Origin of the sequence: Streptomyces xanthochromogenes (genome assembly GCF_014650455.1) — a bacterium.
Classification (GTDB): Bacteria; Actinomycetota; Actinomycetes; order Streptomycetales; family Streptomycetaceae; genus Streptomyces; species Streptomyces xanthochromogenes.
Genome location: NZ_BMUZ01000004.1, coordinates 64,644 through 78,400 on the forward strand (window position 1 = coordinate 64,644; position 13,757 = coordinate 78,400).

Sequence of the window (13,757 nt, forward strand, 5' to 3'; positions counted from 1 at the left end):
TGCCGAGAGGCGACCGCGGGTGTGGCCTGGGTACGCGCCTGGAATTGTGGCTTCCACCACGGCGGGCATGATCACGTCATGGTGAGATCACCAGATGCTCGGCTTCCTTCTCCGTCTCCTGCCCTTCTGGGTCCGCGAACCACTGCTCATCGTGCTCGGATCCGTTCTCGGCGTTCGCATCATGTACCTCGCCTTCGACGACCATGACAAGGTCGCGGCAGGTCTCGGGCTGGTGTTCCTCGTCTTTACCGCGATACGCATTCATACGGTGCGGGTTGCTCTGCGCGCTCGCCGCACCCTCGGGCGGCAGAACCTTACGACTACCCCCGCAGACGGGACGGCAGCTGATCCCGCCCCTCACGCACAGGCCGAACCGGCCCCGCTGCCGGTCCCGTCCGCTCCGGAGAAGGAGCCCAACGCGTGGGGCCAGGCCATCGCGGCCGTGGCCGTGGTCGGGGCGCTCGTGGGCGCCGTGTGGGCGTCCTCCCACCTACAGAGCGACGGTGCCGGTGACAGCACGCCGAAGGCTGCATCATGCCCGGCCGAGAAGCACACGGAGCTGCCGAAGGCATACACGGAGACCTCCCGGGCCGCGACCGGCGACGAGCTGTGCAAGGCACTCAACCGTCCCGACCTGGCGCAACTCCTGGGCACGCCAGGGGAGATCGCGACCTCGGCCTCAGGTACGAACAACACCGCTCCCCTGACGGGCGAGAAGGTCGCCCAGCCGGAGGCCGAGGTCAGGTTCAAGACGTACACCGTGAACCTCTCGGCCACCTACAACAAGATGCCGATGGACCGGTACGTGAAGTTGATGGAGTTCGGCAACGAGACCAACATCAAGACGCTCAAGGCGCTTGGACGGCCCTCGGTCCTCTACTCGGATCACACCATGGAGATCAGAATCGGCCTCGGAGACGGGGGATCTCCCAGACCCGTCGAACAAGGGCCCCTGGCCCGGACACTGGCCGTGGCCCTGGACCCGATGGACCGGGGCGGCTACTACGAGGTCACGGTGTGGAGCACCTTCGGCACCCTCCCGGACGACGGCGCTCTCATCGGAATTGCCGAGAAGATCCTGCCCACGCTCCCCGAACGAGCAGCCCGCTGAACCATCGGCCGTACTTCAAGCAGCTGAGGCGTCCCGGCTCCGGCCGTAGTGGTGACGCTCGGCCGCAGGAGGCAGGCCTCCAGAGATCCCGTGCTGGTGATGGGCGTCAGGTCGGGGGGTATATCGCCAACCGCCCTCAACCCTGATGATCCAAGTACTGCAGGAAGGTGGAGGCATACGTCCGGTCGGCAGCTTGTGAGCAGGGGAATGTCGCCACGGCGGCGCCGACTTCCGCTCGATGGAACTTCTGCCAGGTCGGATTCCGCGCGGCCAGCGCCGCCAGCTGATCCTGGGACAGCACCTGGTCCCCACCGCGAAGGGCGGCCATCACCGACGTGTACTGCTTGCGCAGGTCCGTGATGAGCGCGAGCCGGGACTGCGCCGGATGCCCGGCGGCCGCCGCACAGGCTCGCCACGTCTCAAGTGCCGCTCGGTACCGTTCGTCGTGCTGCACCTCGCCGTCCACCCGGGTCCACTCGGAGTTGGCCTCCGGAATGCCGTACTCCTTTTCGGTCGCCCGCTGCGAGCTCTCGACGCAGCCGGGGAGGGCCGCGTCGTATGACTTGAGAGAGGCGGCCGAAAGGGTCTTGATGTATCCCTTGGCCGCCGGAGCATCGGGGGCGAAGTGCGGAAACACCGAAATCCCGAACCCGTGCCCGCGCGCGTAGTCGAGGCTCGAAAAGTCCGAGGCATCCTCCACATCGACGACGCTGTGCGGGTTCCTGGGCAGGTACTGGAAGCCGTGCGACTCCATGCAGGCGGATGTCCGTGCCTCCGTGCGAGCGGCAACTTCGAGGTCGAACTTTCCCGACTCCGATGCGCCGGACACGCCTGCCAGGATCAGCACGAAACGACGGGTGTCGGCTGTCGCCGGGGCGGGCCGGCCGTCGTCGGACGGCAAGTACACGAACCCTGCCGCGACCAGCGCGGCAATCAGCACGGCCAGCGCGACCACCACCGTCTTGCGTGTGCCCGGCATCGTCCGGTCCTCCTCCTTCGACTGACCACTGGCCACTGGCCACTCACGCCTTACGGCGCGCGCCTCACGCCTCACCTGCTGGTGACCGGTGCGCCTTGGTGCACCCGTGCGGGCGCACCAAGGCACGTGCTTGCCCATTCAGGCAGCTGTCACCAGTTGCTCAGATCGACGGCCACCTGGTCGAAGCCCTGGTTGTACGTACCGTTGTTGGTGCAGTCGTAGTGCGAGGAGTTCGTACCGTTGCGCGCCACGATCGAGGACTCGTACCAGTTCCCACCGCCGTTCCCCCGGAGACAGTGGGCCATGTCCTTGCCGCCGTCCTGCCCGGACACCCAGACGAGCGACTGCTGGTAGCGCTGGTAACGACTGTCCCAATTGTTCGCCACGAACTGGTAGTTGCCAGTCCTGCCGGAGTCGTTGTACGGGCCGGATTCTGTGACGTTGCCGGTCGTTACCCGCGTCTGCGCCTCAGCGGCTCCCGTGGTGAGGCCGATCGTGGCGCAGCACCCCGCGAGTGCCAGTGCGCCGAAGGTCTTCCAGTTCCGAGGCATCGTTGATCCCAGCTCCTTCTGTCGTCTTGCCGAGAGGAGACGGCCTCCGCCCCCCGCCTACCGGCCCGGACGCCGCCCGGGAACCGGGCGAAGGCACGCCCCTCATTCATGGCCGGTCCGCGGTCGTCGGCGGCCCGTGCTCAGGAGACGCTATGGACACACATCCGTCGGCCGTCCTAGATTCGTCCTAGTGCGAGGTCAGCCGGGGGATGGGCGCCAATCGTCACGTGCCGGGGGGAACATGAAATTCGGCTTACTGGGGCCGTTACATGCCCAGATCGCCGAACGTTCGGTCCAGTTGAACGGGCCGCGGCAGGCCAAGATGTTGGCTGCACTGCTGATCGACGCCAACAGCATCGTTCCCATGGAACGGCTCGTCGCCGTGATGTGGGACTCGGACGCGCCCGCCACCGCGGTCCGCCAAGTCCAGGATGCCGTTTCCGGATTGCGTCGCAACCTCGTCGCCTGCGGAGCTCCCCGCTCCCTGATCAGTACGCGTCGCGGCGGCTACGAGATGCACTTGGCCCGGGCCCAGCTCGACCTGTTGGAGTTCGAGCACGAGCGGCAGCTCGCCGGCCGGAGCGCGGCTCCGCTCGACACGGCTGTCGCGCTCCGGAGGGCGCTCTCCTGCTGGCGCGGAAACGCCCTGGTCGATGTCTCCAGCCGGGTTCTGGAGATCGATGCGGCACGGCTGAACGAGAGACGTGCGGCCACGCACAAAGAGTGCCTGGCCGTCGAACTCGGCCTGGGGCGCCCTCGGGAGGTCATCGACGAACTGACCGATCTGCTCCGCGAGCACCCCTACGACGAGGACGTTGCCCAGCACCTCATGGTCGCCCTCTACCGGTGTGGCCGACAGGGCGAGGCACTGCAGGTGTACGAACGACTGCGCCGGACATTGGCCGACGAGCTCGGCGTCGACCCCACCCCGGCGCTCCAAGCGCTGCATCAGCGCATCCTGACCGCGGATCCCGCCCTGACCGCTCCGGACCCGTCTCCCGCTCCGGCTCCAGCTCCAGCTTTAGCTCCGGCTCCGGCTCCGGCTCCGGCTCCGAACTCAGCCCCCGCCCCCGCCCCCGCCCATCGTCCCTCGGACGCGTCGTCGGAGCGTTCCGACACGGTGACCGCCGGGCTGGCCATGGCTCTGCCGGTACGTCAACTGCCCCTGGATGTTCCGGACTTCGTGGGCCGCTCGTCGGCGCTGGCCGAGATCTCCGGGCTGCTGGACGGGGAGGCACCGAACCGGGCGCCGGTGGTCGTCGTCGTGGGCGGCCCCGGTGTGGGCAAGTCCTGCCTGGTGACACACGCCGCTCGGCTGGCTCGCGGAAGCTTCCCCGACGGTCAGCTCTACCTCAACCTCGCGGCTACCTCGGACGAACCCCGGGACCCGGGGCTGATGCTGGCCGAAGCGCTGCGCGCGCTGTCGATAGCCGGCAGCGCCATCCCGAACGCCCTGTCCGAGCGCGCGGCGCTCTACCGGTCGCTCCTGGTGGACCGTCGCATGCTGGTGGTCCTGGACGATGCCGGTCACGCCGATCAGGTGCTGCCGCTGCTGCCCGGAGCCGACGGGTGTGCCGTGCTGATCACCAGCCGCACGCTGCTGACGCAACTTCCCGGGGCCCGGCACATCGACCTGGACGTGCTCAGCCCGGCAGAGGCGCGGGAACTGTTCACCGGGATCGTCGGGCGGCAACGGGTCGAGCGGGAACCGGACGAAGCCGACGCGATCCTCGACTGCTGCGGCAACCTGCCACTCGCGATCCGGATCGCCAGCGGCAAACTCACCGGCCGCCCGGCTTGGTCGCTGCGGGTGTTGCGCGAACGGATCGAGGACGAGTCCCGGCGGCTGGCCGAGCTGAGGATCGGGGACCTCAGCGTGCGCGCCAGCGTCGAGCTGAGCCTGCGGCTGCTACCGGCCGACGCGGTACGCGCGCTGAGCCTGCTCGGCCTGCTCGGCGCGTACACCCTGCCCGGCTGGGTGGTCGGCCCGCTTCTGGACCGCTCGGACGGAGAGCAGGTACTGGACGCCCTCGTGGATGCCAGCCTGGTGCGGCTGACCGCCACCGACGCCCTCGGCGAGCCGCGGTACCGGCTGCACGACCTGATCAGGACCTGTGCCGTGGAAATCGCCGCCCCGCTGGCGACGGCGGACAAACGGGACGCGATCGTCCGGGTGCTGTCCGTCTGGCTCGATCTGGTCAGGCGCGGCACCGACCGTCTCCCGGGCGGGCTGTTGGCCGCCGCACACGGTTCGGCACCGCGCCGGGCGCTGCCCGACGCCGTCGTGGAGCGGCTCATGGCCGATGCGTTCGGCTGGTTCGACACGGAACGCGACAACCTCCTCGGCGCGGTGAAACTGGCCGTGGACTGGGGCCTCGACGAGTTGGCCTGGGAGCTGACGGCCGGTACGGCGACCTACTACGACCACCGGTGCCTGTACCAGGACTGGCAGCACGGACACCGGCTCGCGTTGGACGCGGCACAAGCGGCCGGCAACGCGCCCGGCACGTCGGTCCTGCTCCGCGGGCTTGGCCAACTGCACATCTATCAGGACGAGTTCGACCGGGCCACCCGCGCCCTCGAATCCTCCATCGAGCTGTGCCGGGACACCGGTGACAAACGCGGCGAGGCGCTGTCGGTGGCGATGCTCAGTACGGTCAGCCGGGTGCAGGGCCGCGACGACGAAGCACTTGAGCGCGTCGAGCAGGCGCTGGCCATCGCCGTCGGCGAGGGCGATCGGCACATCGAGGCACAACTGTCGTGCTCCATGGGCGTGATGCGGCTCATGCAGGGTGAACTCGACGAGGCGGAGTCCTGGTTCACCGGAGCCCTGCGGCTGGCCGAGGCGCTGCACGACGAGCATCGTGTGGCCGTCGTGCTGCGACGGTTCAGCCGCCTGCACGACCGGCGCGGCGATCCGGACGCGGCGCTGCGCTGCCTGAGGCAGGCGCTGGCCACCTTCGAGGAACTGGCCGACGAGCGGTGCACCGGCTACGCACTGCTGGAAGTCGGACGCGTGTACGCCGGGCAGAACGACCGCGACCGGGCGGGCCGGGCGTTGGAACACGCGGCGGGCCTGTTCCACCGGCACGGCGACCTCCAGGACGAGGCCACCTGCTGGCAGTTGATCGGCGACCTGGACGCCGCGGCCGGGGTCCACGACTCGGCCTCCCAACACCGCAAGCGGGCGGGGATGTTGTGGCAGGCGATCGGCGAAATGAACCAGACGGTTGATCCGGCGCGACCGTCGTCGCCGTGAAGCGGGGATCTACCGCGTGCGCGCATCTCCTGAGACGGATGGTTCGCGGGAGCCCCCCAGATACCGTGCGCGGAGGCGGGCGAAGGCGGTGGGCGTCGGCCGGTGCGGAAGGAATTCCTTGATCAACGTGGCGCATTCGCGCGGGCCGGCCGTGCTGGTGTCGCATTCGACGTCGTAGTCGCCATGCTGATGCACCACGTCGTACTGCAGTGCCGCGAGCCCCGGAGGTCGATCGCCACGCGCTCGCTCCCTGCGGGCCAGTTCGGCAGGCGCGCAGTGGACGCCGACGAACAGCACGTCTTGCGGACGCAGCACGCTCAGGCAGTCGATCAGCCGCCACGGTTCGCTGAGCACATGGTCGACGACGACATCGTTGCCCGCTTCGGCCATGGCGGCGACCGAGCGGTGGAAACCCATCCTCGTCCGGCGCAGGGCCGCGTCGAGCTCCTCCTGCGCGAGGTTCCGTTTCGTCCGCATCGCGTTGAAGCTGTCGACCGCGAGATGGAAGAACACGCCGTCGTCCAGGATGTCGAGCAACTCCCGCGCGATGCTCGACTTGCCCGAACTGGACGTGCCGTTGAGGAAGATGATCCGTCCAACTGCCATGCGGACATGCTCACATGGATTGCCGGCCAGAATGCCCCACGCCTGACTCGATCGCGCAACGAGCCCCTCGCCCACCTTGGTGTATTCCGCCATCGCGGTGTCGGTGAGCCGCCTCACCCATGGTTCCCCCTGGCCCCGTGCGACAGTGCACACGTGATGGGAAGCGGCCTTCATCGTGCCGTCCGCGTGCGGCGCCATCAAGGCCCGGTGAGCGGGGGCCCGCCCGCAGGTGCCGTGGCACCAAGATGTGGGCATGGACGTTCGTCAGCTGGAGTACTTCCTCGCGATCGTGGATCACGGGGGTTTCGGCCGGGCCGCGTCGGCTCTCTACCTCTCGCAGCCGTCGCTGTCCCAGGCCGTTCGGGCCTTGGAGCGGGACCTGGGCAGCAGCCTGTTCCATCGGATCGGCCGCCGGGCCGTACTCACCGAGGCCGGCACCGCGCTGATCGAACCCGCCCGGGCGGCGGTGCGGAGTCTGGAGACGGCCCGTGCGAGGGTCGCCGCGGTGCGCGAACTGCGCGAGGGGCGCCTGGACATCGCCGTCATGCCGTCCCAGGCGGTCGAGCCGCTCACCACCATGATCCGCGGCTTCACCGGCCGCCATCCCGGTGTGTCGGTGAACATCCGGGCCGCCTTCACCGCGCGCGATGTCATCGACATGGTGCGCACCGGCGCCGCCGAGCTCGGTCTCCTCGCGACGTCCGGCCCCCCGCCCGACACGGAGGTCGTCTCGCGTGTCGTGGGTGAGCAGCGCTTCGTGCTGGTGACCCCGCGCAACGGGTCGTTCTCCAGCGGCAGTTCGGTGGACTGTACGGAGCTCGCCGGACAGCGGCTGATCGTCGGGCAGCGGGGCACCGGGATGCGCGCCTACGTCGATGGGCTGCGCGAGCGCGGAATCGCCTTCACCATCGCCGCGGAGACCGAGCATCGGGTGGCGATCCTGCCCCTGGTCCTTGCGGGGGTCGGCATCGCCGTCGTCACCGAGTCATGGCGCGACATGGCCGAACGGGCCGGCGCACTCGTGCTGGACATCGAACCGAAGTCGATGCTGCGGATCGCCTTGATCGGTCGGCGCGCCGAGCAGTCTCCGGCCGCCGAGGCATTCCTGACCTGCGCCCTTGCCGCCGTCGCGGGCACATAGGCGTGTCCTATGAGGCAGATCGGCAGGGCGTCTTGGACGGTTCCGCGGCCTGATTGCTGCAATCGGGCCATGACCAACCACCACATCGCACTCATCCCCGGCGACGGCATCGGAGCCGAGGTCCTGCCGCCCGCCCAGCAGGTGCTCGACGCCGTCGGAGCACGCCACGGCTTCGGCTTTTCGTACACCTCCTACGACTGGTCGTGTGAGCGTTACGTCCGTGAGGGCGCGATGATGCCCGAGGACGGCCTCGACCACCTTCGTACGAAGGACGCCATCCTGCTCGGCGCGGTCGGCCACCCGGGCGTGCCCGACCACGTCTCCCTGTGGGGACTGCTGATCCCGATCCGGCGGAGCTTTCGCCAGTACGTCAACCTCCGGCCGATCCGCGTCTTCGAGGGAGTGGACAGTCCGTTGCGTGCCGCCGCTCCCGGAGCGGTCGACTTCGTCGTCGTCCGCGAGAACGTCGAGGGTGAGTACAGCGAGATCGGCGGCCGGCTCAACCGGGGCCTTCCGGAGGAAATGGCCGTGCAGGAGGCCGTGTTCACGCGCTCGGGTGTGACCCGAGTCCTCGACTACGCCTTCGAGCTGGCGGCTCGGCGCGGCGGAAGGCTCACCTCGGCCACCAAGTCCAACGGCATCGTGCACACCATGCCGTTCTGGGACGAGCTGGTCGCCGAGCGCGGTGCGGACCACCCGCAGGTGACCTGGGAGCAGGAGCACATCGATGCGCTGGCCGCGAAGTTCGCACTCGAACCGGCCCGTTTCGACGTGGTCGTCGCCTCCAATCTCTTCGGCGACATCCTCAGCGACCTGGCCGCCGCCGTGGCCGGCTCCATCGGGATCGCGCCGGCCGCCAACCTCGATCCGGAGCGCACCTTCCCCTCCATGTTCGAGCCGGTCCACGGCTCCGCCCCCGACATCGCCGGGCGCGGTATCGCCAACCCCATCGGGGCGATCTGGTCGGCGGCTCTGCTGCTCGACCACCTCGGCGAGTGCGAAGCGGCCAGGGACGTCACCGACGCCATCGCCTCGGTGCTCGCCAGGACGGACCTGCGCACCCCCGACCTCGGCGGCAACGCCACCACGACCGAGTTCACGGAGGGGCTCCTCGGACTTCTGTGACCCGTGCACGGCCGGGGCGGGGCTTCACTTCACTTGCGGGTACTCACCGCGATCGCCCCCGGTGTCCTGACCGGCCGACACCTCGGAAACGCTCCAGGGTCTCCAGGAGACGACGTGCGCCTTCCCTCGTCGCAGGCCGTGCCTCCTCCCGGCTCATCCCGTCTTCCGCGCGGGCCTCGTCGGTGAGCGGGCCGAGGAGATCGCGCACCGATGTCCCGGGTCCGTCGAGGAGCCGGAGCAACGGAACAACACCGACCGAATGCCTCGGTCGGAAAACGGAGTGCCGTACGGAGCAACTGCCGCGGATCAAGCTCGCGTTGGCCGGAGTAAGCCTCGCAACGGCCCATGCACCTGTCAAGAGTTCGCTCATGCACCCCGGCCGCGTGCACCGCGGGCGCTGCGAGGGCCGGTCCCCCGGGTCGATGGGGAACCCACCCGGGGGACGCGAGCGTCCTGGCAGCGCTCTGAGCAGCGTGCGGCGCACCCACGATCACAGGCTGCGCGCGGTGATGTCCCCGTACGCGGTGGTCGCCTGGATGGTGAGGTCGGCCGTCGGGCCGTCGGCGTTCCTGAGCGCATGGTGGACACGGCCGCAGTGTGTGTCCGCGGCCAGAGTTGCCGAAGCGCCATGGGCCGCGCCGACGGTGATCGTCCCGAAACCGGTGTTCAGCGTGAGGGCGCCGCGTGCGGCCTCGTCGATGTGGATGTCGCCCGCTGCCACGGTGATCTCGCTGTCGCCGCCGAGACGGCCGACCCGGACGTCACCGCTGTGCACGCTCAGCCGCAGGCTCGCGGCCTCGTCGACCTGGACGGCACCGTGCGCCCCGTCGAAGACGACGTCCCCGAGGGGACCGGCCGTGCGGAACCCGGCCGCGCCCGCCTTGGCCATGAGCCGGGAGCGGGACGGGAGTTGGACGGAGATGTCCACAGCCCCCGAGTTGCCGAAGTACTGGTTCTTCATCGGCGTCTCGATGCGCAGGACACCGTTCGCGAAGTGAACCCTGGTCTGTTCCGCGGCCTTCACATCACGTCCCTTGGAAGCGTCCACGGGCTTGATCTCGACGGTGGCTCCGATCTCGTCGGTCGCGGTCACCTGAACCCGGCCGACGGGGATGTCCAGGATGGCGCTGACGGGGGCGGTGGTGGCGAACTTCTGCATGACGTGCTCCGACTTCTCGTTGTCCTTCGCGACCTCGTGGCCGCGTTGTCCTGAGGAGAATGAGCCGCGCGGGTTTCAGCGGCGCCTCACTGCGGCTTCAGCCTGTTTCACGTGGAACGCGGCCCCGGGCCCCGCACGTCATCGGCCGACCTCACGTACCGCGGGCGCCGACGGCTCGTGTCCCCGTTTCCTTTCGGCTTTCTTTTCGACGGGCTTCGGCCCTGGACCCGGTTGGGCTGTAGTGGCTCCTGCTGTTCGAGCCGCCGGCGCATATGCCGTCGACCAGTGCACAGCTCTCTGTCCGCATGCACGACGACGTCACCCGTTCATTTCACCGGGACAAGCGGGAAGGATCGCCATGAGCCCCCTGGAACTCCAGATTCGCGAAGCAGGACCGCTCGACATCGAGGAGCAACTCATCGAGTTCGAGGACGACGTGGACACCGCGCGCCGCATCGAAGCCTGCCTCGCCGACCCGTGGCCCACGGCCACCACCCGGGTCGCCTGCGACTGAGGCCCGCCGTGGCGCTGTGGCCCGGCGCGGCCACAGCGGCACGGCACCCCTTGCGCGGCGACAGACCCTGCCGCCCGAGCGGCAGCGTGAGAGGAACGAGAACGCGGGATCGGGAAACGGGGAACACATGCGACCGGCCCGGCACGACGACGTACAGGACCTGCGGGACCATCGTGGTGCCCTGCCGCCCCAGGCCCGGGACCCGCGGGAACGCGGTGAGGACTTCCACGAGGGCGCCGGCCTCCTGTGGCGGCGCGTCGAGGCGCTGCTGTCCGGTGCCCCTCGACGCCTCGCAGCCGACGACTGCTGGCTCTACCTGCTGGACCCCGAGATGCCCGTGCGCGAGCACGGCTGGAAGCTCCACGTCTCCACGCGTGCCGACGACCTCCTGGACATCGTGGACCTGATCGTTCCTGTCCTGCTGCGCCACACCTGCGACGCCAAGTTCGCGGTCGGCCCGTCCGTGCTGCGGGACCTCAACGGCGGCGAGCGCCATCCCCATCTCGTCGGCAAGGCAGCCACGATCTACCCGCCCGACGGGGATTTCGTGGCGATCGCGGAAGAACTGGCCTGCGCCTTGGAGGGCCGCACCGGCCCTCGCGTGCTCAGCGACCGACGTGTACGTCCCGGCTCACCGGTGCACTACCGCTACGGCCCCTTCCGCATCACCTCCCCGGACGGAAGAGCGCCCGTCATGGTTGGCCCCGACGGCCGGACGTTCACCTCGCAAGGAGGTGCCCGATACCTCCAACCCCCTTGGGCCACCGACCCGTTCGGCCGGCCCGCCCCCGCCGAGGTCCCGGGCGCACGGCTCGTCGGCGGCCGCTACCGGATCACGACGGGCATCGCCCGCTCGCCGCGCGGGGACGTGTACCGGGGCGTGGACACGACGACCGGCGATCGCGTGGTCATCAAGCAGGCCAGGCCCTACGTGGCGGAAGACGAGCAGGGAGTCGACGCACTCGGCAGACTGCGTCACGAGCACCGGGTGCTGGCGGCCCTGGCCGGCACCGACGGTGTGCCACGCGCTCTCGACCATCTGAGGCACGGCGAGGACGAGTACCTCGTCATGACCGACTGCGGGCCGGGTGACCTGCGCCGCGACATTCTGGACCATGGCCCCCACGCGGCTCGTGGCGACAGCGCGGCCGCTCAACTCACGCTCCTGGCGCGACAGTTGCTGGCCATCCTCGATGCCCTTCACGACCGCGCGGTGGTCGTCGGCGACCTCAAACCCCGCAACGTGGTGCTCGGCCCCGACGGAGCGGCCCGCATCGTCGACTTCGGCATCAGCGCCCTGGACGGCGACCGCCCGGCCGGTGCGACGCCCGGCTACTCCCTGCCCGTGTACCGGGCCGGGGAGGCACCCGAACCCGCCGACGACCTCTACGCGCTCGGCGCGACCCTGCACTACGCGCTCACCGGAATGGACCCGGTCGTCGTCGACCCCGACCGCACGATCAACCGCGACCGGACGCTGGCCTGCCTTGCCGCCGCCGCGCCCGGCACCGATCTGCGGCCTCTGCGCGATCTGATCGGCGGTCTGATGAGCCTCGATCCGGTCGAACGGACCACCACCGCAAGGCGGTTCACCGCGGCCCTGCCCGCCCTGCCCGGCAGGTGTGCCGTCTCGCCCGTACCACGCCCCTCCCCCGCGCTCCTGGACGAGTTGATCGGCCACACCGTCGCGAGGGGCGTGGCCGAGGCGCCAGGGCTGTGCGGCGGGCCGGGCACCCACCACCCGGGCTCTTCGCTCACCCTCTACGCGGGCGCGGCGGGCGTCGGCCTGGAACTCCTGCATCACCTGGACCGGCCTGGAGTTGCCCGGGCCGTCGACGAGTTGGCCCGCCGCACCGCACGGCATCCCGAACTGGCCCGGCTGAACGCGGCACTGTACATCGGCCGCACCGGCGTCGACCTGTTCCTGGGCGCCGCCGGGCGGCCCGCCGGGCCGCCGCCCTCCGACCCGTCCCCGCCCGACGGCACCGGCGACCAGATCGGCGGTGCGGCGGGCACCGGCACGGGCCACCTGATCCTGGCCGCAGGGGCCGCGGCCGACGGGCGCGCCACCCACGCGGCTCGCCATCTCGCGACCGCGGCCGACTGTGCCGCCGCGCTCCTGGCCCGGGGGGCCGTCATCGGTGCGGCTGCGGAACGCTCGCGTCCGGCGTCCTCGTCGGACGCGGCGTACGAACTGGGCTTCGCCCACGGCGCCGCGGGCACCGTCCACTTCCTCTACGCGTACCAGCGGGTGACCGCCGACCCGGTCGTGCGCGCCGCCGCGCTCTCCGGCCTCGACGCCCTCGCGGCACATGTGCCGGCCCTGCTGGCCACGGTCGAACGCCCCGAAGCCAGCCGTCGCTACGGCTCGTGGTGCCGGGGGCTCGCGGGCATGGCGGCCGTGCTGGTCGAAGCGGGTACCGCCGAGCAGGACGGAGACCTGCTGGCCCTCGGCCTGAGCGGCGCCCGGGCCTGCCATCGGATCGCCCCTCGGATGAGCCTGGTCTCACAGTGCTGCGGCCTGTCCGGCATCGGCGACCTCCTCGTCGACGCCGCGGTCGCCACGGACGACGACGAGATGTGGCGGGCGGCCGAGGATGTCGCCGCCCTGATCCTGGCGCGCAGCGGCGGCGGGAGCCGGCCCCTGTTCCCCGACAACACCCTCATCGGCTCCGACGTGGCCTGGGCAACCGGCAGCACGGGCGTGCTCACCTTCCTGCGGAGGCTGCGCGACCGGGGCGGCGACCGCCTGTGGTCGCCGCCCTCCTAGGTGGCTCGCGGGGCCGATGCGCCGGGAACAGGTGGGTGGCACGCGGCGCTCGTCCCGCCCTCCTCCTCGCGTGGCCAGTGCCGTCCTTCGAGGGCCTCGGCGCTGCGGTTGAGGCGGACCAGGACGTCTTCGAGCTCCTGTATCTCCTCGGGGGACCAGTGGGCGACCACCCGGGCCAGGCACGCCCGGTTGACCTCCCGGTCTCCGTCGAGCCGGCGCCGGCCCTCGGGGGTGATGCGCAGCTTGCGGGCCATGCCGCCGTCCGGACACGGGACGCGCTCGGCCAGTGCGCAGCGCAGCAGCGCGGCCGTCTGGCGATTCACGGTCGAGGTGTCGAGCCCGAACGCCTCCGCCAACTGTCCGATGGACATGGGGCCTTGGGTGTCGATCCGGCTGAGCAGCAGGTAGGCCGACCGCTCCAGGCGTTCCGGGTCGCGTTCACGCCGGGCGAGCACTTGGTGGCGTGAGAGCAGCATCAGCTCTCGCTCCAACTTTTCCAGCACATCGCCTCCCACTTCTTGCGGCGCTTCATTATCGCGGAC

General features: G+C 70.2%; 11 protein-coding genes. 6 read left to right on the top strand and 5 right to left on the bottom strand.

What is annotated here, in order from left to right; genetic code table 11:
* The first annotated feature begins 94 nt into the window (after positions 1-94).
* On the top strand, positions 95-1,111 hold the full coding sequence (locus IE267_RS11205) for a DUF6215 domain-containing protein (protein WP_167151540.1): 1,017 nt from the start codon (positions 95-97) through the stop codon (positions 1,109-1,111).
* A gap of 136 nt (positions 1,112-1,247) precedes the next feature.
* Here IE267_RS11205 and IE267_RS11210 read toward each other — a convergent pair whose 3' ends face one another.
* Both IE267_RS11210 and IE267_RS11215 read right to left on the bottom strand, forming a co-directional pair.
* Positions 1,248-2,126 carry a hypothetical protein gene (locus IE267_RS11210; RefSeq protein ID WP_189763082.1) on the bottom strand — a complete coding sequence of 293 codons (879 nt, stop codon included), beginning with the start codon at positions 2,124-2,126 and terminating at the stop codon, positions 1,248-1,250.
* A gap of 113 nt (positions 2,127-2,239) precedes the next feature.
* Positions 2,240-2,641 (bottom strand): hypothetical protein, encoded by a 402-nt coding sequence (locus IE267_RS11215; protein WP_167151544.1) that lies wholly within the window; start codon positions 2,639-2,641, stop codon positions 2,240-2,242.
* Positions 2,642-2,963: 322 nt separating this feature from the next.
* Between IE267_RS11215 and IE267_RS11220 the strand changes: the two genes are divergently transcribed.
* Complete coding sequence (locus IE267_RS11220; RefSeq protein ID WP_189763083.1) at positions 2,964-5,900, top strand: AfsR/SARP family transcriptional regulator; 2,937 nt, start codon at positions 2,964-2,966, stop codon at positions 5,898-5,900.
* Between the two features lie 9 nt (positions 5,901-5,909).
* Here IE267_RS11220 and IE267_RS11225 read toward each other — a convergent pair whose 3' ends face one another.
* Complete coding sequence (locus IE267_RS11225; protein ID WP_167155878.1) at positions 5,910-6,506, bottom strand: chloramphenicol phosphotransferase CPT family protein; 597 nt, start codon at positions 6,504-6,506, stop codon at positions 5,910-5,912.
* A gap of 253 nt (positions 6,507-6,759) precedes the next feature.
* Between IE267_RS11225 and IE267_RS11230 the strand changes: the two genes are divergently transcribed.
* Together IE267_RS11230 and IE267_RS11235 are read left to right on the top strand one after the other, a co-directional pair.
* Positions 6,760-7,647, top strand: coding sequence for a LysR family transcriptional regulator (locus IE267_RS11230; protein ID WP_189763084.1), 888 nt, complete (start codon positions 6,760-6,762; stop codon positions 7,645-7,647).
* 69 nt (positions 7,648-7,716) lie between these two features.
* On the top strand, positions 7,717-8,772 hold the full coding sequence (locus tag IE267_RS11235) for a tartrate dehydrogenase (RefSeq protein ID WP_189763085.1): 1,056 nt from the start codon (positions 7,717-7,719) through the stop codon (positions 8,770-8,772).
* A 490-nt stretch (positions 8,773-9,262) separates the two neighbouring features.
* Here IE267_RS11235 and IE267_RS11240 read toward each other — a convergent pair whose 3' ends face one another.
* Positions 9,263-9,931: a DUF4097 family beta strand repeat-containing protein gene (locus IE267_RS11240; protein WP_189763086.1), complete on the bottom strand. Its 669-nt coding sequence runs from the start codon at positions 9,929-9,931 to the stop codon at positions 9,263-9,265.
* 358 nt (positions 9,932-10,289) lie between these two features.
* Here IE267_RS11240 and IE267_RS11245 point away from each other — a divergent pair, with 358 nt between their 5' ends.
* Both IE267_RS11245 and lanL read left to right on the top strand, forming a co-directional pair.
* Positions 10,290-10,445: an SflA family class IV lanthipeptide gene (locus IE267_RS11245; RefSeq protein WP_167151550.1), complete on the top strand. Its 156-nt coding sequence runs from the start codon at positions 10,290-10,292 to the stop codon at positions 10,443-10,445.
* A gap of 127 nt (positions 10,446-10,572) precedes the next feature.
* Positions 10,573-13,215 (top strand): class IV lanthionine synthetase LanL, encoded by a 2,643-nt coding sequence (gene lanL / locus IE267_RS11250; RefSeq protein ID WP_189763087.1) that lies wholly within the window; start codon positions 10,573-10,575, stop codon positions 13,213-13,215.
* On the opposite strand, the gene IE267_RS11255 is transcribed toward lanL, so the two are convergent.
* Complete coding sequence (locus tag IE267_RS11255; RefSeq protein WP_167155879.1) at positions 13,212-13,691, bottom strand: MarR family winged helix-turn-helix transcriptional regulator; 480 nt, start codon at positions 13,689-13,691, stop codon at positions 13,212-13,214. The genes lanL and IE267_RS11255 overlap by 4 nt on opposite strands.
* Between the last annotated feature and the right edge of the window lie 66 nt (positions 13,692-13,757).

Excerpts from the sequence above, each read along its gene's own strand:
- IE267_RS11255 (WP_167155879.1), bottom strand. The coding sequence starts at position 13,691 with ATGCTGCTCTCACGCCACCAAGTGCTCGCCCGGCGTGAACGCGACCCG.
- IE267_RS11205 (WP_167151540.1), top strand. The coding sequence starts at position 95 with ATGCTCGGCTTCCTTCTCCGTCTCCTGCCCTTCTGGGTCCGCGAACCA.
- IE267_RS11235 (WP_189763085.1), top strand. The coding sequence starts at position 7,717 with ATGACCAACCACCACATCGCACTCATCCCCGGCGACGGCATCGGAGCC.
- IE267_RS11220 (WP_189763083.1), top strand. The coding sequence starts at position 2,964 with ATGTTGGCTGCACTGCTGATCGACGCCAACAGCATCGTTCCCATGGAA.
- IE267_RS11245 (WP_167151550.1), top strand. The coding sequence starts at position 10,290 with ATGAGCCCCCTGGAACTCCAGATTCGCGAAGCAGGACCGCTCGACATC.
- IE267_RS11215 (WP_167151544.1), bottom strand. The coding sequence starts at position 2,641 with ATGCCTCGGAACTGGAAGACCTTCGGCGCACTGGCACTCGCGGGGTGC.
- IE267_RS11230 (WP_189763084.1), top strand. The coding sequence starts at position 6,760 with ATGGACGTTCGTCAGCTGGAGTACTTCCTCGCGATCGTGGATCACGGG.
- IE267_RS11240 (WP_189763086.1), bottom strand. The coding sequence starts at position 9,931 with ATGCAGAAGTTCGCCACCACCGCCCCCGTCAGCGCCATCCTGGACATC.
- IE267_RS11225 (WP_167155878.1), bottom strand. The coding sequence starts at position 6,506 with ATGGCAGTTGGACGGATCATCTTCCTCAACGGCACGTCCAGTTCGGGC.
- lanL (WP_189763087.1), top strand. The coding sequence starts at position 10,573 with ATGCGACCGGCCCGGCACGACGACGTACAGGACCTGCGGGACCATCGT.